Origin of the sequence: Thioalkalivibrio sp. AKL6 (genome assembly GCF_000376905.1) — a bacterium.
Classification (GTDB): Bacteria; Pseudomonadota; Gammaproteobacteria; order Ectothiorhodospirales; family Ectothiorhodospiraceae; genus Thioalkalivibrio; species Thioalkalivibrio versutus.
On sequence record NZ_AQXS01000008.1, the window covers coordinates 412,472 to 433,372 of the forward strand.

The following is a 20,901-nucleotide window of genomic DNA, read 5'->3' on the forward strand; positions in this document are numbered from 1 at the left end:
CGCGGGTCACCATCCCGGACGGTCTTGGCGGATGCGCCCGTCACTGTCGCGCGACAGCGGCGAGCTGCTCGAGGAGCTCGGGCAGGACGTCGGCCGCATAGGCCTGTAGCGTCGCCTCCTCTTCCCCGGGCTCGGAGCCATAGGGCACATAGAGCACGACCAGGGCCGCGTCATCGCGGCCACCCACCAGGCGGTTCAGCGCCTCGCGAGCCTTGACCGTATGCGGCAACGTGGTCAGCTGGCCGTCCACCCAATACCAGCGCCAGACCAGCAGTTGCTGCCCGGGCCCGTGCAACAGGAAACGTTCGGGATTGGGGTAACCGTCGACCGTGGCCTGCCCGCGATGGGATTGCGACCAGGACCCCACGCGGTGACGCCCGGCCAGGGTATTGCTCCAGCCCACCATGTTCCCGTAATGGTGCTGTTCGCGGTAGAACAGCACGTGCACGCCCACCGGCGGCCCGCCATATTCCGCCGTGACGAGACCACCCCGGCCATCGCGGGCGCCGCGATAACCCGGCTCCCAGGCATCGGCCTGATCCTCCAGCACCCGCCAGCCGGGCGGGACCAGCGGGCCCGCGCCCAGACCCGCCACCGGACCGAGATCACGCTGGTTCATCCAATCCGCATACAGCGGGGCCACACTGGCCAGCACCACCGCCAGCAGGGCCGCCACGGCGAACGGTCCGGCCTGCAACGAGCGTCGCTGTTTCGGCGCGTGCACGCGTGCGGTGGGCGGGTCCATATCTTCGCGCCAGAAGGCCCCGATCCCGAACATCAGCGCAATGACCACCCCGAAGAAGATCCACCCATAGATCAGGTGATCGACCCCGGCCGCATACTCCATGTCGCTCAGATGACCAATCATCACGATCATGTAGGCCCGCAGGCCATTGGCGACGATCGGCACCACGATGGAGACACCGACAAACACGAGCCGCCGCCAGGGGCTGCGATACATGAGATAGGCGTACAGGGTACCGAGCGCGACCGACGCGATCAGATAGCGCACGCCACTGCAGGCCTCGACTACCGACCAGCGGCCCGTGGGCAGATCGAAATACAACCCGTCGCGATAGACCGGGATCCCGGTGAGCTGTACCGCCGTTACGGTGAAGTCCGCGGTGAAATCCATCAGCGGCGGCACCAGGAACTCACCGAACGGGACCGCGAACAGCAGGTACGCCAGAGGGAATTGCAAGCGCCAGGTGATCGCATTGCCCAGCACGAGCCAGAACAGCGCGGGGATCATCAGGACGGCCGCGAACTGACGCACGGACACCACATCCACCAGCTCTCCCGCCACCCAGACCAGCGAAAAGCCCAGCAAGGGCAACAACGCCCACCAGGAAGGACGCGGCTCCAGGGCCAGCACCTCCTCGCGCTTGAGAAACAACAGAAACAGCACGATGGGGACAATCAGGAAACCATGGGCAAAGGTCTCCGAACGGTTCCAGACGGCCACAATGGATTCGAACGTCGGGTAGAACATCCATCCCAGCACGACCAGACCCAGCACCAGCACCGGCCCGGCCAGCCACCAGGACGAGCCGCGCACGGACGCCCGGATGTTGAGCGTTTCAGCGTCCATGGGCAGCCTCCGGGACTGGCTCGGCGCCGGGGACCCCGCCGGGGTGCAGGCGGAGAAACTCGCCCAGGTGCGCGAGATTGCGCGCCCAGTCATAGTCCGCCAGCACCCGGGTGCGCGCCGCGTGCCCGAGCGCCGGATCCGGTGCACGCAGATATCCGGAAACGGCCTGCAGAAACGCGCCCGGTTCGACCTCGGCACGGATCACCTCGCGCCCAGCCATCGCGGTCAGGCCTTCCAGAGCCTGCGGGCTGGCCACGACCGGGCGCGCCAGGGCCATCGCCTCCAGGACCTTGTTCTGCACCCCACGGGCGATTCGCAGGGGCGCAATGACGACGGTCGCGTGCGCGATCCACGGTCGCACGTCGTCCACGAATCCGGTCACCGTGACACCGGGGCGATCCGCCAGCGCCATCACCTCCGGGGCCGGCCGGCTGCCAACGATGCAGAACTCCACACCGGGATGTTCGAGCCGCAGCGCAGGCAGGACGTGGTCGGCGAACCAGATCACGGCATCGACATTGGGCCAGTAATCCATCGCCCCCGAGAACACCACGGTGCGCACCCCGTCCGCATAGGGACCGGGTGCCGCAACCGCATCGGGCGAGAAGAAGTCGGCATCGACACCGTTGTTCAGGGCATGCACCCGGTCCGCCACTTCCGGTGCTTGCTCGCGAAAGGTGTCCGCCTCGGCCGGCGACACGAACAGGCTGGCGTCACTGGCCTGCGCGACCTGTCGCTCGTATGCCAGCAGCCGCCGCCCTTCGCGCCGATATATGGCGCTCATGGGCCAGCGACGCGTCGGCGCATACTGCGTCCACTTGTCGGAATCCACGTCCACGAAGTCGACCACCCGGGTCAGCCCGTCCCCCTCCGGCAGGTACTGGGCCATCGCCGAGGAAAAGGCCAGGGCTCGGGCGACCGGCTGCCTTGCCAGCGTTGCCCGGACCCAGCGCGCCAGTTCCCGGTCGCGATACCACGGCACGCTGAGCGCCTCGCCACTCAGCAAGCCGCTCAGGGCGCGCAACTGGGCACGGCGGCGCGGCAATGGACGGGCACAGACACTGGCGCACAGCCCTTCGAGTTCGGGCAGGTAGGCAGCGTCGGCCGGGTCATCGATGAACGTGCCGAGATGCACGCGATAGTGCTGCGCCAGATAGCGCAGGATGTGGTGCGAACGGATCTTGTCGCCCTTGTTGGGCGGCCACGGAATCCGGTGCACCAGATACAACAGATCATCCATAAGGCTTGTTCACCACGAAGCTCGCGAAGGCACGAAGAAGGGCATTCAAATCAAAGAACCAGGGTTGAGGCCATCGTTGAGGCGCCCGCTGTTGAAATGGATCAACAGGGCTTGCGCGATATTCGAGAGTTTCATGTACCTGAGAGTTTGGGCCACGTGAACCCGTTGCAGGGCATCCACACTTTTCAATTCCATCATCAGTCTGTCCTCGACCAGGATGTCGATACGGTATCCACAATCCAGCGTCTGCCCTTGTAAGTGACGGGTATCGGAACCTGAGACACACAGGACAGGCCCGATTCCAGCATTTCGTGCACCCGGTATTTCTCGCAAACCGATTCCAACCGTCCCGGCCCAAGCTCACGATGTACCTCGATCGCCAATCCGATGGCCTTTCTCGATAGCGGGTCGAATTCGATTTCTCCCCCGGACAATCTTTTCTGGATGCACTTCGTGTCTTCGTGCCCTTCGTGGTCAATCCGCCCTTGACCTGCTCGGCGTTCTCTGTGGCCTCTGTGGTGAAAAGGCCCTTCAGCCGAGGGAGCGGGAGATCTTGGGGCCCAGCCAGTTGGCCACGGGCAGGGGCAGGCGCTGCCAGGCGGCGATGAAGTAGCGGTATTTCGGGTTGAGGGGATTGACGTCCGGCATCTCTCGAGCGCGTACCAGGTCGTATTCGTAGTACAGCGGCTGCGGCTCGAAGCCCCAGTTCTTCTTGAAGCTGAAGGACCCGGTATCGCGCTTGCTGCGGCCGAAATCGAACACCCGGTAGCCCGCCTCGCAGGCACGGCGCATCAATTCCCAATAGAGGAAGTCGTAGCCCGCCACTTCGCGGGCCCGCGGGGTTCCCGCGCCGTAGTAGGGCAGCACCTCGTTGCGGAACCAGAAGCTGACCACGCTGGCGATCGCTTCGCCCTCATGCGTCACCGTCAGCACGTCGCAATCATCACCGAACACGTCGAGCAATTTGCGGAAGTAATTCGGGCCGAAGACCGGGGTCCCCATGCGCCGGACATTGGCCGCGTAAATCGGGTAGAAGCGGTCGATGTCATGTTCGACCTCGCTGACCAGGCCCGCCTTGATGCCCTTGCGCACCATGCGCCGCTGTTTGCGCGGGATCGCATTCATGTTCGCGTCGACATCCGGATCCAGAAGGCGGCGGAAGGTGAAGTAGAGCTCGCTCTTGGTCGGCCAGTCCGGGTGCCTCGGTTCGCGCTGGCGATACTCGAGATAATCAACATTCAGGCTGCGGGCGAGCTCCTGTGCTCGGGCATCCAGCGCCGCAGCCGCGCCGTCGGTGACTGCGGCCACACCACCGTAGACACAGAACGGCAGCGATGACAGCGAGTCCCCAAACAGACGGGAACGGATACGGGCCAGCGGCAGCACGCCCTGTATGGCGCCATCCACCTCGGCATAGAGGAAGTGCGTCTCGTGTCCGAACGCCTCGCGCAAAACGGTCGACCAGCCTGCGCGGTGGAAGAAGGTGGCCTGCGGACAGTTCTCCACGAACGCATCCCAGCGCGCATGGTCGGCCGCACACAGCTTCCGGACCTGCAGGGCACCGGTACCGCTGGCACGTTGATCAGGCGGTTCGTACATTGTCTTCCCCTGTCACTCTTGCATGGTCCCCGGGTGCCGTCAGTTCCGCGGCAAACACGCGGTCCATGCGATCCCAGCGAAAGTCCTGCAGAAGACGCTTCAGGCGCGACTCCATGCGGTGCAGGTTCACGTAGTGCCGGAAACGGCTCCGCGCCCCAAGCCCGGACACCCGCGGCTGATCGGGGTCGATCTCCCAGGGATGGAAGTAGAAAACCGCCGGCATCCCGTCCCGTGCCCCGATACGCCGAAGGGCCCCGCGCGACATCACATAGGGCAGCAACCGGAAATAGCCGCCACCGGCCGCCGGCAGGTTGCGCCCGCCCATGCGGAGGGTCGCCGGGGGCAGCTCCAGGACCCCGGCGGGCATCGGGCGATGCGGGTGTCGCGGGGCCTTCGGCATACCGTAGTGATCGTGGTGCACCGGGTAGATACTCGAGCTGTACTCCAGTCCCGCCTCGCGCAGCACCTCCAGCGCCCAGAGATTGCCCTCGCCGATCGAGAAGCTGGGCGCGCGATAACCGCGGACCGGTGCTCCGGAGAGGTCCTCGAGAATGCGCTGGGCGCGCTCGATATCGGCGCGGAAGGCCGCGGGCGTCAGATCCGTGACCCGCTCGTGGCCGTAGCCGTGACTCGCCAGCTCATGGCCGGCGTCGACGATGCGGCGGATCGCATGCGGGTAACGCTCGGCGATCCAGCCGAGGGTGAAGAAGGTCGCCTGCGCGCCGCTCTGATCGAACAGCTCGAGGATGCGATCAAGGTTGCGCTCGATGCGGCATTCGCGGGTGTCCCAGGTATCGCGCGGGATGCGCGGGGCCAGTGCCGAGACCTGGAAGTAATCCTCCACATCGACGGTCAGGGCGTTGGGCCGATCGGGACTTTGCGTCTGCATGTCAGGCCTCGGCAGCTACGACTGCGCGGCACTGGAAACCGGCGCCAGCGACGCCGTTTCGTAGCCCTCGTCGCGCACGATCTTCAGCACCTCCTGGGTCGCCCGGAAGTTGACCAGGAGATTGCGCTCGATCCGCTGCAGGCGTTCCTCCAGTGCCTCGATATCCTGTTCGATCCGCAGCATGGAGACCTGGCTGGCCACCAGGCGATCATCCAGGCCGTCCGACCCCGACCCGGCTTCGGGGCGTACCGAGGCAGACGGCCCCTCATCCAGCAGGACCCCTTCCAGATCTTCCTCGATCTCGTCGATCACCTGCTGCGCCCGCGCGGCATCCAGGTCGGTACATTCCTCCAGGTACCCCATCAGCAGCAGGCGGTCACAGAAGGTGTTTACCTTGCGCGGAATGCCGCTGGTGTAGTCGTGGATGCGCGCCCAGATGTCGTCCTCGAAATGCGGCCGCTCGTTCCAGCCGACCCGGGCGAGCCGGTGCTCGACGTAGGCCCGGGTATCGTCTGCGTCCATCGGCCCCAGGTGGTAGGTCGCAATCACCCGCTGGCGCAGCTGCTGCATGTCCTCGCTCCGCAGCAGGCGCCGGAATTCCGGCTGCCCGAGCAGGAAGCTCTGCAGCAGCGGCCCGTCCTCGCCCTGGAAATTGGAGAGCATGCGCAGCTCCTCCACGGCATCGGGGCCCAGGTTCTGCGCCTCGTCGACCACCAGCAGCGCGCGCTGGCCACGCGCCCGGGTATCGCGCAGGAAGGTCTCCAGACGGCGCAGCTGGCCGGCCTTGTGACTGGGAGCATCGTCCAGCCCGAACGCGAGACAGACCGAACGCAGCAAGTCTTCTGCATCCAGCTGGGTGCTGACCAACTGCGCCGCCACCAGGGGCTTGTCACTCAGGGTCTCGAACAGACTGCGCACCAACGTCGTCTTGCCGGCCCCGACCTCGCCGGTAATAACGATGAAGCCCTCCTCCAGCTGCACGCCGTATTCGAGATACGCCATCGCCCGACTATGGCCCTTGCTGGCATAGAAAAAACGCGGATCGGGGCTCAGGGCAAAGGGGCGGCCGGTGAAGCCGTAGAATTCTTCGTACATGCCTCAGAACTCCTTGGTCAGCGTGCCGATGATCGCGTTCTCGCGATACTCGTTGTCCGCGCTGTTCGACTCCCGACGCTGGTGCCGGACGGCCAGGCTCGCGGTGGTGTCCGGGGCCAGCTGACGGCTGACACTGGCACGCAGGTACCAGAGGTCGTCCTCGCGATCGCTGTCGGTAAAATCGGTCTGGGTGACGCCAGCGCTCACCAGGGACGTCGTACGCGGGCCATACCGCCATTGCCAGAAGGCATTGGCCCCGCGCTGGATCCGGTTGTCCTCGAACAGGCCGACATTGGTCTGGGTCTCGGATTCACGCTCGGTCTGCACCAGGTTGATCCCGAATACGCTGCGACCGGTGTCATAGCTCCAGCCCGCACGCCAGCTCCGCGTAAAGTAGTAGCCCTCGACGAACGCCTCGTCGCCCAGCTGCGGATTGAGGGCGAACAGGAAGATCTCCTCCAGGGTGTAGTTCTCCAGCAACTCGTCGATGGTCATGAACTGCGCATCCTCCGCCAACTGGGCAAAGGGGCCCTCACGCCGCTGCCGGGTCGAGCTCACCCCCTCGTCGTAGCTGAGGCGGTAGGTCGAGCGGCGACTGCGATGATTCACGGACAGCGCGCGGTTCTTGCCGAAATAGCGCTCGCCGTAACGCGCCTCGATGTTGGTGACCCGGGTCGGGGCCCAGCCTGCGCCGACCTGCCAGAAACTGCCGTCATCGTCTTCGCGGGTCGTCGCGTAATCATTGAAGTCCTCGCCCACCACGCCGAACAGACGCAGGGACCGCCCGAAACGATAGCCGAGCGTCCCGCTGACCTGCCCGAACTCGCCCTCCAGGCCATTGTCGAAGCGCTCCTCCTCGTAGAACCCGGCGACCTGCCAGAACGGGCGGTTGAAGGCAGCTCCGCTGTTGAGGACGTACTCGCCCCGGTGGAAGTCGCTGTCCTGGCGGTTGCTCTGGTGGTACAGGGTCGCGCCATAGGTGTAGCGGACCTCCTGCGTGGCGAAACTGCCGTAACGGGTCCGCAGCATCGGCGAGACGCTGTAGGCGGTGGTCTCCTGCAGGTTTCCGCGCGGGGTACTGCTACCGATGCCTACCGGGTCAAGGAGCGACGCCACCTGCTCGGTACGCGAGGCCCCGGCATTGACAAAGAAGGTGTCGTCCACCAGCTCCCAGTTGCTGCGCCCGCGCAGGGCGTGCGTCGTGCGCCCCTGGCGCGAGTCGTCGAGATAAAAGCGCGAGTTCAGGCGGTAATCGATACGGGTATCGCTGCGTGCGCCTTCCCCGCGCAGCGTAAATCCGGGGCTGACGGTACCGATCAGGTCCGCTTCCTCCTGGCCTCGCGGGGCCAGACGGGCGTTGTCGGTGACCTCGGCCGACACCGTGACCCGCGGGGTCAATGTCCACTCGACAGCCAGCGCACTTGCGGGCGATGCCAGCGCGACCACGGCCATGCCGACCAGCCACCAGCGGGCCGGCAACGGCCGCCCCGTGCGCTGGAAGCTAGCGGGCCGAGGTGTCGGCGACATGATCACGCTCGATGCCATAGTAGCTACCCCCGTAATATTGACCGCCGATGCCGATACCGGGCGTCGCGCGGTTGAGGGAGGTGAGCACGACGCCGCAGGAATCCAGCTGATGCATGGCTCGCTCCACCGTGCTCGCCGGGGTGCGATCGGCCTCCACTACCATCACGACCTGCCCCATGTGCGTCGCCAGGACGCCCGGCTCGCTGGTGGCCAGCAGGGGCGGGGAGTCGAACAGGATGATGCGATCCTCGTACCGGTCATGCAGATCATCGACCAGATCCCGCATCACGTCGCTCGCCAGGATCTCGGTCGAGCGTCCGTGGGGGCGGCCTGCCGGCAAAACGGTCAGGTTTTCCACGTTGGTTCGCAGCAGGACATCGGGGATCTGGATGTCGGGTTCGCTGAGGACATCCATGAGCCCGAGATCAGCGTGAAACCCAAGGGTGCGGGGGATAGCCGGTCGTGATACATCGGCATCCACCAGCAGCACGGTGCGCTCCAGCTCCATCGCCATGCTCAGGGCCAGATTTACGCTGGTGAAGGTCTTGCCTTCCCCTGGCAGGGAGCTAGTGATCATGATCAGCCGGCCCTTGGGCACACGCATCGCGGCATGACGCCCGAATGCATTGTTCAGCAGGGGGCGTTTCATCATGCGGAACTCTTCCGCCACACTGGAACGCTGATCCCCCGGAACGATGAGTCCCTGCTTGCGCAGCCAGGCAAAATCGATGCTGACTTCCTGCGACACCGGCTCTCGCCAGCGTTCGGGCTCGCGCGTGGCGGCTTCGGGGGCGGCCGCCTGTTCGGCCGTTGTTTCAGGGACCGGCTGACGCGCCCGGTTCTTGTCCAGTGCCTTCTCGATAATGCTCATTATGCTGTCAGCCCCTTGCCGGCAACCGACTCCGTCGAGTCGGCCGGTTCCCTGAAAGATAGTCGGCACGCCACCGAATTGCCGGGGCATCCCATCCCGCACCTGCGCGGTTCCGTCATCGCAACAGCCCCAGGAGATCGTCCAGAAGGGCTTCCGATCCGGTCGCGTAAAGTCCCATAACCACGGCATATACCAGCACCAGCGCCCCCAATGCGGCGGTGAACACCATCAGCTCGGACAACCGGCGATGGCGGCTCATCGGCGTACGCACCCGCGAGACACTGCCCAGAACCGGGCGGCCGGTGACCGCCGCCAGCTGGTGGCTGCTACTGATCGTTCGGCGCAGCTGCGACAGCAGGAACGCAAAGCCGGTGCCCGCACCCAGACCGACCAGGAGTACGGCCGTGGCCAGCATGGGTCGATCCGGCGAGGCCGGGGCTGTGGGCTGACGCGGCGGCTCGAGCACACGGAAGTCGACCGCGTCGGTCTGGCTTTCGACGGCCCCCGACATCACCGCCTGCTCGCGGCGATCCTGCAACTGGCGATAGGAGTTGCGCATGACGTCGTAATTGCGGGTCAGGGAGGTCAGCTCGGACTCCACCGCCGGTGCGCGATCCACGTCGCCCTCCAGCCGCGCAACCCGGTCCTCGAATTCGGCGATCCGGGTCGTCAGTGACGCGATCTCGCTTTCGGTTTCGCTGATGGCATTTTGCAGTACCTCGTTACCGCTGCCCGGGCGCTGGATCGCCTGCGGGTTCTGCGTCTCTTGTTCACGACGCGCCTCCAGCTCCTCCAGAATGCGCCGTGACGAGACCAAATCCGGGTGCTCGTCGGTGTAGTGCAGACGCATCGAATCGATGCTTTGCTGCAGGTCGCTGATACGCCGATCCAGCTCCGCGTTCTCGTAACTCCCCGGTCCGCTTCCGGCTCGCCGCACGAGGGTTTGCAACCGGCTCTGCGCCTCCCGCTTTTGCAAGCGTGCTTGCTGCAGCTGGTCACGGGTGCGCTCGAGACGCGAGTAAAAGTTGCCGTCGCCGCTGAGGAAGCGCGCATTGTCGCGCTTGAACTGCTCGATCTTGGCCTCCTTCTCCTGCAGCTGCTGCTCGTAGTTCTCGAGCTGGCGTTCGATGAACGCCTGCGAGGTGGTGAGATCAAGGCGCGAGTCGCCCATGCCGCGAGCCATGAACAGATCGACCGTCTCGCGAACCACGCGATAGGCCACCTCGGGGTTTCCGTGACGGAAACTCACGCTGTAGATGTTGTCGCGCTCGCCGACGTCCAGCGTCAGCCGTGCGCGCAGCAACGCGATCTGGGCATCCAGGTTGGAGTTGCCGGTCAGAACGTCGAGGTCGCTCTCGCGGGCGATCTCCTCGAGGTTGTCACGACTGAACAGGGTACGGGTGATCATGAGCAGGCGCTGCTCGGTGTTCGGCCGCACCGTCATCCCGCGCAGCAGCGGATCCAGCACCGACTGGGTATTCACATAGACCCGGGCATCTGCCTGATAGGTATCGGGCAGGTTGTGGGCGTAGGCCCAGCCGCCCAGACAGACCAGCCATGCAATGGGCAGGATCCACCAGCGCTTGCGCCAAGTGGAGCGAACATGCTGCCAGAGCTCTTGAACGATCTTTTCCATACAACCCAGCTTCCCGCCGACCGCACCGGCGCCTAGTAGCGCTCGCGGGCCGATCTGCTAACAAATACCTGTCCCCCCGGACGCGCCTGCCTTGCGCCGGGACCCCCCGGGCTCGACACCGGCGTGCCGGCGAGGCCGGGTTGGGAGAAATCCCAGGTTCATTGAAGTGGGTTTGCCAGGGACTGTCCACAGATGTCGGGATTGTTTACAGCTGGCGAACTGACGGGCAAATCACGGCGCAGGCGACTCGCGCGAGGATGAGCGAATCCCTGTCATTTCTGTGTACTGGTACAGAGTTTGCTGCTGCACACACAGGGTAGAGTTTCACATCCGCAGCGGCCCCTGCACCGACCATCAAGGATCGCTGATGAGTCACGAAAAGTTGGCACTGGAGCTCGCGGACTTCTGGTTCCCCGCAATCGTGAACGAGACATGGGCAGAACGTCTCCGCATCCTCGACGAGATCCATGGCCAGCTATACCAGGACCTGGAAACCGCCGGGGAGTACGAACAGGTCTCCGCCAGCTTCGTCGCGGCGTTGATCAACCGGCTGGGGTCGCCCCCGATCACCGAACCGGCACAGGCACAGATCTACGCCGGATCGGCGGAGGAGCAGCACTGGGGCGCAGCCATCGCGTGGCAATTCGGCGAGGGACAAGAGGCCGACGAGGCCACTAGCGAGCAGAGGGAACGACGGCGCTGGCCGCGCGAGGCGGTCAACCTGCGCACGGAAATGTGGATCCAGGGACGGCCGGCTCACTGCCGTCTGATGGACATCTCGCGCTCCGGCGCGCGCGTCATGCCGCTGCGCTACCAGCCACGGCCACCGCCCGGGACCGCCATCCGGGTAATCGTGCCGAATGACGGCGCCCGCGACGGCGTCGTTGTGTTTTCCAGTCCACGGGGGGTCGGGCTGCAGTTCGCGAATGCCGCCGCCTGAAGCGAGCGGCTACTAATCTCCAACCCACGGGAGCAGACAGATGAATCACTGGACGACCATTCAGGCAGAAATCGCAAAAGCGTCCCCGCAACCGCTCGTCGCGTCCGATTTCGGACGCGCCCGATCAGATGGATAGCCCCGGCCGGATCCGCACCTACCTCGCCCGGTCGGAGGCCGCCCGACGCATTCATTACCGGCTGCGTTACGAGGTGTACTGCCGCGAAACCGGGTTCGAACCCGCCGAGCAGCACCCGGAGGGCATTGAGCGCGACGCCTACGACGAACATGCCGAACACTTCCTGATCAGCCACGAGGGTCGCCCGCCGGAAACGCGCTGGGTCGGCGCGATGCGCCTGATCCTCCCGGGCAAGCGCCCACTGCCGACCACGACAAACTGCCGACTGTTCCCGGAGGTGGAGGCCGACGCCGATGTTCCGGCAGTGGAAGTTTCGCGACTGATCGTACGCGGGGCCTCGCCCGAGGTGCTTTATCACCTGTGTCAGGCCTCGCAGGAATACGCACGACGGCATGGATACCTGCGCATGTTCTTTCTGGTGCGCCCGGCGCTCGCGCGACTGCTGCGATGTCATGGCCTGCCCGTCGAGGTCTGTGGCTCGCCGCACCGGCATCGCGGCACACGCATACCCTGCCTGACGCACACGGACGAAGCGGGCGAGGCCCTGAAGGCCTGGCGGCAGCGATTGCAGCTTCCGGCACTTTCGGAAGTTCCGCACTACACTGCATGGGAGAGTCCCGGACCGGAATGCACGCCGCGCCATGCGGAAGCTCCCGAGCCATGGGGTCCGCCCTCGGATACGGCGGGGCTCGTAGCAGGAGGAAACTAGTCGTGGAAAGCGACTCGGTAGTCAGTGCGTTCAATCGGTACTTCGACCTCTCCACGCGCACCGGGCAAAGCCTGGAGGAGATCCAGCATCTTCGCTATCAGGTGTACTGCAAGGAGTTCGGCTTCGAGCGTGAAGAAGACTGCCCGGGGCACAAGGAGATCGACGAGTACGACACCCAGGCCTGGCACTGCCTGCTGGAACACAAGCCCAGCGCCATGGCGGCCGGGTGTGTGCGAGTGGTCCATGTCGACGCCCATGATTCGATCACGCAATTGCCGATGGAACGCCATTGCAGCGAGAGTTTTTTCGACAGCGCCTGGCGCCCCGACCGGCTGGACCGCGACAACATCTGCGAGGTATCCCGCCTCGCCGTCCACGGCATGTTTCGGCGGCGCCATGGCGAGACGGCCACACCGTTCGGCGACATCGAGGCACTGGAAATTTCGCCCGACCAGGTTCGCGTATTCCCGATCCTGGCGGTCAGCCTGTTCGTGGCCGCCACCCTGCTCTGCGTGCACCACCGCAAGCAGCATGCCTTTGCCATGATGGAGCCAGCACTCGCCCGCATCCTGCGCCACACCGGACTCGAGTTCACCCAAATCGGCGAGATCGTGCACTATCACGGCAAGCGTGCGGCATTCTATATCGATTCCGGGGAGGCGTACGAAAGCATCCGGCGATCCAGTGCCCTGAGCGAGCTGTGCCGGCACGTGGAGTCGACCCTGCTGCGCAGACCACATCCACTCCCCACCGCGATGCCGATGAAGGCCATCCGGCCACGCGCTGCCCCCATGCGCCCCAAAGTCTTGCCGGCCGGGCGGACGTGGCGCCCGCAACCAACGAGACCTGAAAATGGATACCACGGGTTGAGGAATTGAGCTCCGCCTTCGACTACCAGACGGCATTCGCCCGCACCGTCGGCTGGGTGACCACCAGCGAACTGCAGCAGATGCGCGGGGCGCGGATTGCAATCGCGGGCCTGGGCGGTGTTGGCGGTGCCCATCTGCTGACACTCGTGCGCCTCGGGATCGGCCACTTCCGCATCGCCGATCCGGATATCTTCGAACTGCACAACATGAACCGTCAGGTCGGGGCAGCCCTGTCGCGCCTGGACCGGCCCAAGGTCGAGGTGCTGGAACAGATGGCCCGGGACATCAACCCGGAGCTCGAGATCGACGCGTTCCCGCAGGGCATCAGTCCGGACAACCTCGATGCGTTCCTCGCCGGCGTGGATGTCTATGTCGATGGCCTCGACTTCTTCGCCTTCGACATCCGGCGCCAGGTGTTCGCGGCCTGCGCCGAGCGCGGCATCCCGGCCGTCACGGTGGCGCCCCTCGGTATGGGGGCGGCGCTCCTGAACTTCCGTCCCGGCGGGATGAGCTTCGATGCCTACTTCGACCTGCACGACGGCCTGGACGACGAGGAGCTGGCGCTTCGTTTCATGATCGGCCTGGCCCCCGCCATGCTGCAGATGGGCTACCTGGCCGACCCGTCAGCCGTCGACCTGGCCGCGCGGCGCGGGCCCTCCACCCCCATGGCCTGCGACCTGTGCGCCGGCGTCATGGGAACCGAGGTGCTCAAGCTCTTGCTGGGCCGCGGGACGGTCACGTGGGCCCCGCGGGGCGTGCATTTCGATGCCTACCGCCAGCGCCTCGCGCGGACGTGGCGCCCGGGCGGCAATCGCAACCCGCTGCATCGCCTGCTGATCCGCATGGCCCGCAAGCGACTGCACGCCCAGCGCGCCCAACAGCGGGCCGCGACCCCGGGGGTACAATGACGCCATGATGAACCGGATCGCCATGTTCGCCGGCACGGCCCTGCTGCTGTCGGCCACCGTCCTCCCCACCGCGGCCCTGGCCGAGGAATCCGCGGCACGCGATCTGGCGCGCGCAGTGCACGAACGCCCGGACGGCGACGACGCCGTCACCCGCGGCATCATGACCCTCACCGGCGGCGGCCGCCGCGAGCGGGTACGCGAAAGCTACGAATACCGCCTGGAAGGCGACGAGCCCGGCGCCAGCCGCAACCTCATCCGCTTCACCTCGCCGCGCAACATCGCCGACACCGCCATCCTGATCCACAACCACCCCGGGGGTGACGTCGATCAGTGGTTGTATCTCCCCGCCATCCAGCGCGAGCGCCGCATCAGCAGCGAGAACCGGGGCGGCAGCTTCGTGCAGTCGGAACTCTATTTCGAGGATCTGGAAGACCGCGAACCACACAAGGACCACCATCGCATCCTGGGCGAGGAAACCTACGAAGGGGCGCCCGTCACTATCCTCGAAAGCATCCCCGTGGACTCCGGCAACTCCGTCTACAGCAAGCGCGTCAGCTGGATCCACAAGGAGACCCTGCTGCCGCTGCGAATTGACCTGTACGAAGGGGGGGACGAACCGTCCAAACGCCTGGAGGTCCAGCGGATCGAGGACATCCAGGGCTACTGGACGGTCACCCGCAGCGCCATGACCGATCTCGCCAGCGACCGCACCACCATCCTCGAGGTCGAGGACGTGACCTACAACAGCGGGCTGCCGAGCGAGTTGTTCACCATCCGCGGCCTGTCGGACCCGAGCCTTGCGCGCCCCTATCGCCCATAACGCCGACGGCCTCCGGGCCGGGGGGCACCCCGCCCTGGCCCTCGCCGCGTTGCTGGTGCTGGGCCCCCTGCCCCTGGCGGCCGCCTCTCCGGGTCCCTATACGGTTCAGCCGGGCGACACCCTCTGGGACTTGGCCGAGCGCCTGCGCCCGGACCAACACACCTCCATCCAGGAAACGGTCCGGCTTCTGTTCGAGCACAATCCGCACGCCTTCACCGGCGACGAACGCACCCTGCAGGTGGGCGCCGTCCTGTCGAGCCCGGATACCCCTGCCGGCCAGGCCAGGGCCGCCGACCCAGCGCACGCCGCACCTCCGCGAGACCCCCAGCCCACCGACTCGGCATCGGCGGACAGCGTTGCGGCCACCCCCGACGGCGAAACACGGCGCGAATTTGTCTTTGGCGACAGGCCGGACGAGGACACAGAGGCGGAAACCGAAACCGGCACCTCCGCCTGGGACCTGCGCGTCGACGAGGCGATGGTCGAACTCGGGGTCCTGGGCACGTCCGGGCGCCCCGTGGATTACGTGCAGCACGGGCGCGCCGTGGTCAGCGCCCGGCACAACCTGAACGAGGACTGGGACCTGCGCCTGGGCGCCCGCCTGGACGTCCAGGCGCAACAGGGTGGCGACTATCCGCGCACGACGCGGGCCCGCGCCGACTACGACGAGAACTTCCTGCGTTACCGCGGCGACCGCACGCGCATCACGGTCGGCACCCAGCGCATCCTGTGGGGACGGGTGGACGAGATTCCGCCCACCGACCGGCTCAGCACCAAGGATCTGACCCGCTTCGGGCTGGCCCCCTACGGCGAACGCCGACGCGCGAATCCCGCCATCCGCGCGGAATTCTTCGAGGGGCCCTGGCACGCCGACCTGGTGTTCCTGCCCATCTTCCGGCCGGCGGAGCTGCCCGATCGCGACAGCCTCTGGCACCCGGTGGACCGCAACCGCGGCCGCCTGCTGGGGCTGCCGCAGGACCCGGCACTGGCGCCCCTGATCGAACAGGCCACGCTCGACGACGATGTCTCCGGCAACGGCGGCGCCGGGGTGCGGCTGGGACGCTCTGGGCGGGGCGCCGACTTTGCCGTAACAATCCAGCGCGCCCGGCACTCGCAGCCCTACTACCGCTTCGATGCCGATACCCGCCAGGCCATCCTGACGGGCCAGCCCGCCGGCGACCCGACGCTGGAGGCCGTGCACCCGCGCACATGGGTGGTCGGCGGTGACACCGCCTTTGCCATCGGCGCCTGGACCTGGCGGGCCGAGGCCGCCTGGCTCAGCGATGTACCGGTCACCCGCGCGGACGATCTGCGCCAGACCACGGTGGAAGGCGTCGACTGGGTGATCGGTGCCGAGGGCTTCCCCGGGGACGGAGATTTCCGCATGACCACGCAACTGGCCGGCCAGCACCTGCTGAATGCCGGGGACATGCTGGATGCCCGGGAGAGTTACTTCCTGACCGGGGAACTGGAAAGCCCGTTTGCCGGCCACAACTGGCGCGCCCGCATGCGGTACTCGGTTGGCCTGAACCGGCGCGACATCTACCTGAACCCGGAACTCGCGTGGATTGCCCGCGAGCCCATGGAGTTCTATATCGGCCTGCACTGGCTGGACGGTGCCGAGGGTACCGCCGGGGGCTTCTATCGCGATAACCGCATGCTGGTAACGGGCTGGCGGGGTCAGTTCTGATGCGCTGGCTCCGAGGGCACCCCCTGCTCGCGCTGGGCATCCTGGCCCTGCTGATCCTCCTGCCCGGCCCCGTCCTGCTGCAGGTCAATCTGGACAACGCCCCAGAATCCTATTTCCCCGAGGACGCCCCGGCCGTCACCTTCGATCGTGAACTGCGCGAACGCTTCCCCCAGGATCAGGTGCTGGTCGGCCTGTTCACCGGAAGCGATCTGTTCGAGACGGACTTCCTGGAGCGCATCGATGCGCTGGCACAGGACATGGAGGCCGACCCGACCGTCGAACGGGTGCTGTCGGTCACCACCCTGGATCACATCCGGGCGACGGCGGACGGCTTCACGGTGGATCGTCTGGTCGACGGCCGGGCGCTGGACGAACGCACCCCGGAACAATGGCGCGAACGGGTGCTGCGCGATCGCTTCGCCCCCGGCCTGGTGGCCGGCACCGGAGGCGAGGCCCTCGCCGTGATCGTGCGCCCGCACGCCCTCGACAACAGCCTGCAACGCCTGCAACTGGAACGCCTGCTGCGCGACCGGATCGGCGCACATGACCTGGAAGACGAGCTGGCGGCCATTGCCGGACACATTGCCCTGGATGTCGCCCAGCTCCGGGCGATGGTCAAGGACCTCGCCTTCCTGGTTCCGGGCACCATGACCGTGAGCCTCCTGCTCCTGTGGTGGCTGTTCCGGCGTCCGCTGGTGGTCGTACTGTCCGCCGCCACCATCAGTGCGGTGACCGGCCCCGCGATCGCCCTACTGATCCTACTGGACCGCCCGTTCACGCTGATCTCCGCCATCCTGCCGCCGTTGCTGACGGCGCTCACGGTGGCGATGCTGATGCACTTCTTCAACGCCATGCTGCACGCCGCGCAACGCGGCCATCAGGGGCGCGCGCGCGTGGAAGCGGCGCTTGCCGCCGTGGCCCGGCCCACGTGGTTCATGGCGCTGACCACCGCGGCGGGGCTTGCCTCGCTGCAAGTCAGCAGCATCCGGCCGATCGAGACCTTTGGCCTGATCGGGGCCTTTGGCGTCCTCCTCGCCGCGGCGATTGTGCTGCTGCTGCTGCCGGCGATCATGGGACGCTGGGACCGCGGCGACTGGCTCACGCCCAAGCGCGGATTGCTCCTGCTCGACCGCGTGACCGCGCTGGCGGCACACCTGGCAATCCGCCGGGCTGGCTGGGTGCTGCTGGCCACGGCCATCCTCCTGGCCCTGGCGATCCCGCAGATCCGACACGTCGAGGTCGAGACCGATCTGTACGCCTTCTTTGACGACAACCACTCGATTACCCAGGCCACCCGCGCGGTGGAGAGCGAACTCTCCGGGGTGATGGCACTGGAGGTGGTGTTCGACGGCCCGGACTGGGACAGCCTCCAGGATCCGGGCCGACTGCAGGCGATCCAGCGCGTACAGCACTGGCTGGACCAGCGACCGGAGGTCGACTACAGCCTGTCCCTGCCGGACCTGGTCGCGGAGATGCACTGGGCCTTCAACGAGGAAGATCCGGACTACCGCCGGATCCCCGACGACCCCAACCTGGTCGCCCAGTACCTGTTCATCTACGACGGCCGCGATCTGTTCGATGCCGTGGACCGCGACTTCGAACGCAGCCGCATCCTGCTCAACCTGAACGCCCACGGCGCCCGGTCCATCAACGCGCTGATGGACGATCTGCGGGGGTATCTGGAGGCCAACCCACCGGCCGATCTCGAGTGGGACATGGCCGGCATGGCAAGGCTGTTTGCGGATCAGGAACGCCTGCTGATTCAAGGCCAGCTCCACAGCCTGTATGCCGTGGCGGCGATGATCACGCTGCTGATGCTGCTGATGTGGCGCTCCGTTCCCCTGACCCTCCTCAGCATGATCCCCAACCTGGCACCGGTGGCGATGATCTTCGCCCTGATGGGCCTGCTGGGCATCTGGCTGGACATGGCCACGGCCATGATTGCCAGTGTCGCCATCGGGATCGCCGTGGACGACACCATCCACATCCTGCACAACTATCGCCAGCGCCGCGGGCGTGGCAGTCCGGTTGCCTGGGCACTCGCCCGGAGCTTCCGCCGCAGCGGTCGCGCGATTACCGCCACGACCATCGTGCTGGTGGCTCAGTTCCTGCTGCTGGCGCTGTCCGACTTCCAGCCCACGGCCGCCTTTGGCTGGCTGACCGCCTTCGGGCTGATCGCGGCCCTGCTGTTCGACCTGCTGGTACTCCCCGCCATGCTGGTCGTCGCGCATCGACTGTCGCGGGCGCGTACCGCCTAGACCCGTCGCGCCCGCCAGACCCGACCGGTCTTTCGGTGTTCGCGTACCCCGCACATCACGCCCCCTCGCAAACGGCCCGTCGCCCCGGTCCTTTGCCGGTCCCAAGGGCCTCCCGTGGCCCGTTGTCGATAGGCTTTACAAGTAGCCATTTCCGGCAGGTCACTGATTTTATGGAACTTGTTGCCCATGGACCCCTGCCCATCGGCCTGAAGCCCCGAACCCACGCCAGCCTTCGTCGACCCCCTTTACAGTTCCGCCCCGAGATCGCGGGCAAACCACCCGCACACGGCGGCGAATGCAAAACCCGCCGCCAAGCCCCTTAAATATCTATCGCAACAACAATGGGTTATGAGCTATCAATTCTCAAGCCCAAGATTGGCACGGCATCTGCTTTGTAATAACTGCGACAGCAACAGACTCGGCCACCAGGCCAAACCCCGGCGATGGTTGAATCGTTTTAAATTGAGCATCAGGAGAAATACCTTGAACGCGAAAAAAGTACTTCTTGCTTCGCTCTGCGTCGGCATTTTCGCCGCAGGTGCGAGTACCGCGACGGCAGCGGAGGTGATCGACTTCGACATGAACCTCGACGCCACCGCAAACTACAGCGGATCGGTCGAAAACGTCCGCCGGATCCAGTTCGACCTGAACACTCAGACCTTCCAGTACATTCAGGACCCGAACAACCCGGTTCAGGTCGGCGATGTGTTCTATGACCGCGGGTACGGCGATGCCACGTCCTACCGAACCGTCACCAACGCGGCCGCACCCCAGTCCGGCGACATCCTTGGTAACGACTACTCCATGGGGCTCCTCTGGGACGAACTCCGCGGCGTGGTGACCGGCACCGATACAGTCGGCGGCAATTACGTCGTCAACGCCAACTACACCGCGGTAGGCACCGACAACTTCCAGCTGTTCATGTCCGGCGTGACGCCCGGTTTCGGTCAGGACTATGAAGCGGCGGCGGCACACTACAGCGCCGGCGAACAGGTCATGGAGATGGCCCTGAAGTCCGGCAACAGCATCCTGGAATTCGACAGCCAGGGCGGGGCCTTCATCGAGGGGACCTTCACCTTCGAATTCGAGGTGGTGAACGTGCTGCCGGGCTTCTGGTTTACCAGCGACGGCATCGACTTCGCCGACCTGCTGGAAGACGAAGAAGGCAATCCGACCTTCATCGTCTCCGCCTTCGCCAGCGCCGGCACCATCCAGGAACCGCCGCCGGAGACCTTCTTCGGTGACGATGCCAACAACGTGTACGGCGACACCCGCGAAGGCCAGTCCCTGTTCAGCGAAACCCAGTCCACCCACGATGGCAGCCTGCGCTTCGCAGTGCCGGAACCGGGCACCCTGGCGCTGATGGGCCTGTCCCTGCTGATCCTGGCCGGCTTCATCGGGGTCGGTGGCATCCGCCGCCGCTCCGCCTACCGCCAGGCCGCATAACCGACGCTAGAACGCTTTCTAGTCTTGATGGCCCTCCCCCCGGGGCATCGAGTTGAGGGCTCCCTTCGGGGAGCCCTTTTTTTGTTCCGCGATCCGCGGCCCGGTACTACCGCCCTCATGGACCCTAGTGCGAACCAGCCACCAACCGTCCAGTGTGCTGGTCCAATCATGGTGGGCACATCGATTGGTGGAATGATGAGCATGCGATCGAGGAGCTGGAGAAGCGTGCTGTCGGTTGCCCCCTCGTCGCCGTCCTGCAGGCTCAACGGACCGGCCGCTTCCGGCTGGAGCTCCTGCAGACGCTGTGCCCGCTCGAGTGCCTCGTCGTAGCGTCCTGTCTGCAACAGGTACAGCACCAGCGTGGTATCCACCTGCTGGGCCGAGGCCTCGCCGCCTCCGGCGGCGCGCAGCGCATCCAGACCTTCTTCCGTCTCCCCGCCCCGGAGCAGCGCCACCGCCAGCAATTCCTGGAGACCCTGCGAACCCGGGCTCGACGCAGCCGCGTCGCGCAACGCATCGATGCCGGCTTCGGAATCGCCGGCAACCAGCAGCAGTCGCCCGCGCAGCTCGGCCATGTCGGCCGGCTCGCCGGTGTAGTCACGGCTTGCCCGCTCCACGAACTGCAGGGCATCCTCCACGCGATCCTGTTCCAGATAGATCGCCGTCAGCGTACGAAT

At 65.9% G+C, this 20,901-nt stretch carries 17 protein-coding genes and 1 pseudogene; 8 read left to right on the forward strand and 10 right to left on the reverse strand.

The features are described from left to right. Window positions 1–40 precede the first annotated feature (40 nt). From xrtA to D575_RS0105085, 9 genes and pseudogenes are all read right to left on the reverse strand, one after another. Window positions 41–1,591 carry an exosortase A gene (xrtA, locus tag D575_RS0105045; protein WP_018144828.1) on the reverse strand — a complete coding sequence of 517 codons (1,551 nt, stop codon included), beginning with the start codon at window positions 1,589–1,591 and terminating at the stop codon, window positions 41–43. After that, window positions 1,581–2,831, reverse strand: coding sequence for a TIGR03087 family PEP-CTERM/XrtA system glycosyltransferase (locus tag D575_RS0105050; RefSeq protein ID WP_018144829.1), 1,251 nt, complete (start codon window positions 2,829–2,831; stop codon window positions 1,581–1,583). Before D575_RS0105050 ends, xrtA begins: the two co-directional genes overlap by 11 nt. 45 nt (window positions 2,832–2,876) lie before the next feature. Beyond that, window positions 2,877–3,250: pseudogene (locus D575_RS13610) on the reverse strand (GxxExxY protein). Between the two features lie 112 nt (window positions 3,251–3,362). Continuing rightward, on the reverse strand, window positions 3,363–4,430 hold the full coding sequence (locus D575_RS0105060) for a FemAB family XrtA/PEP-CTERM system-associated protein (protein WP_018144831.1): 1,068 nt from the start codon (window positions 4,428–4,430) through the stop codon (window positions 3,363–3,365). After that, on the reverse strand, window positions 4,414–5,319 hold the full coding sequence (locus D575_RS0105065) for an XrtA system polysaccharide deacetylase (RefSeq protein WP_018144832.1): 906 nt from the start codon (window positions 5,317–5,319) through the stop codon (window positions 4,414–4,416). Before D575_RS0105065 ends, D575_RS0105060 begins: the two co-directional genes overlap by 17 nt. Window positions 5,320–5,334: 15 nt before the next feature. Next, on the reverse strand, window positions 5,335–6,414 hold the full coding sequence (locus D575_RS0105070) for an XrtA/PEP-CTERM system-associated ATPase (RefSeq protein ID WP_018144833.1): 1,080 nt from the start codon (window positions 6,412–6,414) through the stop codon (window positions 5,335–5,337). A 3-nt stretch (window positions 6,415–6,417) separates the two neighbouring features. Further along, entirely contained in the window at window positions 6,418–7,893 is a 1,476-nt protein-coding gene (locus D575_RS0105075) for a TIGR03016 family PEP-CTERM system-associated outer membrane protein (protein ID WP_018144834.1), read from the reverse strand. 22 nt (window positions 7,894–7,915) lie between these two features. Beyond that, window positions 7,916–8,812, reverse strand: coding sequence for an XrtA-associated tyrosine autokinase (locus D575_RS0105080; protein WP_018144835.1), 897 nt, complete (start codon window positions 8,810–8,812; stop codon window positions 7,916–7,918). A 115-nt stretch (window positions 8,813–8,927) separates the two neighbouring features. Further along, entirely contained in the window at window positions 8,928–10,448 is a 1,521-nt protein-coding gene (locus D575_RS0105085; protein WP_018144836.1) for an XrtA system polysaccharide chain length determinant, read from the reverse strand. A 367-nt stretch (window positions 10,449–10,815) separates the two neighbouring features. On the opposite strand from D575_RS0105085, the gene D575_RS0105090 reads away from it, so the two are divergent. The 8 genes from D575_RS0105090 to D575_RS0105125 all read left to right on the forward strand — a co-directional run bounded on the left by D575_RS0105090 (window position 10,816) and on the right by D575_RS0105125 (window position 20,224). After that, the gene (locus D575_RS0105090) at window positions 10,816–11,388 is read left to right on the forward strand and encodes a PilZ domain-containing protein (RefSeq protein WP_018144837.1); all 573 of its coding nucleotides are present in this window, start codon (window positions 10,816–10,818) and stop codon (window positions 11,386–11,388) included. 128 nt (window positions 11,389–11,516) lie between these two features. After that, window positions 11,517–12,233: an acyl-homoserine-lactone synthase gene (locus tag D575_RS0105095; protein WP_018144838.1), complete on the forward strand. Its 717-nt coding sequence runs from the start codon at window positions 11,517–11,519 to the stop codon at window positions 12,231–12,233. Window positions 12,234–12,235: 2 nt separating this feature from the next. Beyond that, a complete protein-coding gene (locus D575_RS0105100; protein ID WP_018144839.1) occupies window positions 12,236–13,111 on the forward strand; it encodes a PEP-CTERM/exosortase system-associated acyltransferase in 876 nt (291 codons plus the stop codon). Continuing rightward, the gene (locus D575_RS0105105) at window positions 13,108–14,010 is read left to right on the forward strand and encodes a ThiF family adenylyltransferase (protein WP_018144840.1); all 903 of its coding nucleotides are present in this window, start codon (window positions 13,108–13,110) and stop codon (window positions 14,008–14,010) included. Before D575_RS0105100 ends, D575_RS0105105 begins: the two co-directional genes overlap by 4 nt. Window positions 14,011–14,014: 4 nt before the next feature. After that, window positions 14,015–14,830 (forward strand): outer membrane lipoprotein-sorting protein, encoded by an 816-nt coding sequence (locus D575_RS0105110; protein WP_026182053.1) that lies wholly within the window; start codon window positions 14,015–14,017, stop codon window positions 14,828–14,830. Then, window positions 14,808–16,520 (forward strand): LysM peptidoglycan-binding domain-containing protein, encoded by a 1,713-nt coding sequence (locus tag D575_RS0105115; protein ID WP_018144842.1) that lies wholly within the window; start codon window positions 14,808–14,810, stop codon window positions 16,518–16,520. Before D575_RS0105110 ends, D575_RS0105115 begins: the two co-directional genes overlap by 23 nt. Next, window positions 16,520–18,778: an RND family transporter gene (locus D575_RS0105120; protein WP_018144843.1), complete on the forward strand. Its 2,259-nt coding sequence runs from the start codon at window positions 16,520–16,522 to the stop codon at window positions 18,776–18,778. Before D575_RS0105115 ends, D575_RS0105120 begins: the two co-directional genes overlap by 1 nt. Before the next feature lie 483 nt (window positions 18,779–19,261). Continuing rightward, complete coding sequence (locus tag D575_RS0105125) at window positions 19,262–20,224, forward strand: PEP-CTERM sorting domain-containing protein (RefSeq protein WP_026182054.1); 963 nt, start codon at window positions 19,262–19,264, stop codon at window positions 20,222–20,224. Here the strand turns inward: D575_RS0105125 and D575_RS0105130 are convergent. Next, window positions 20,206–20,901, reverse strand: a 696-nt coding sequence (locus D575_RS0105130) for a lipopolysaccharide assembly protein LapB (RefSeq protein ID WP_026182055.1), incomplete at its 5' end; no start/stop codon positions are given. The genes D575_RS0105125 and D575_RS0105130 overlap by 19 nt on opposite strands.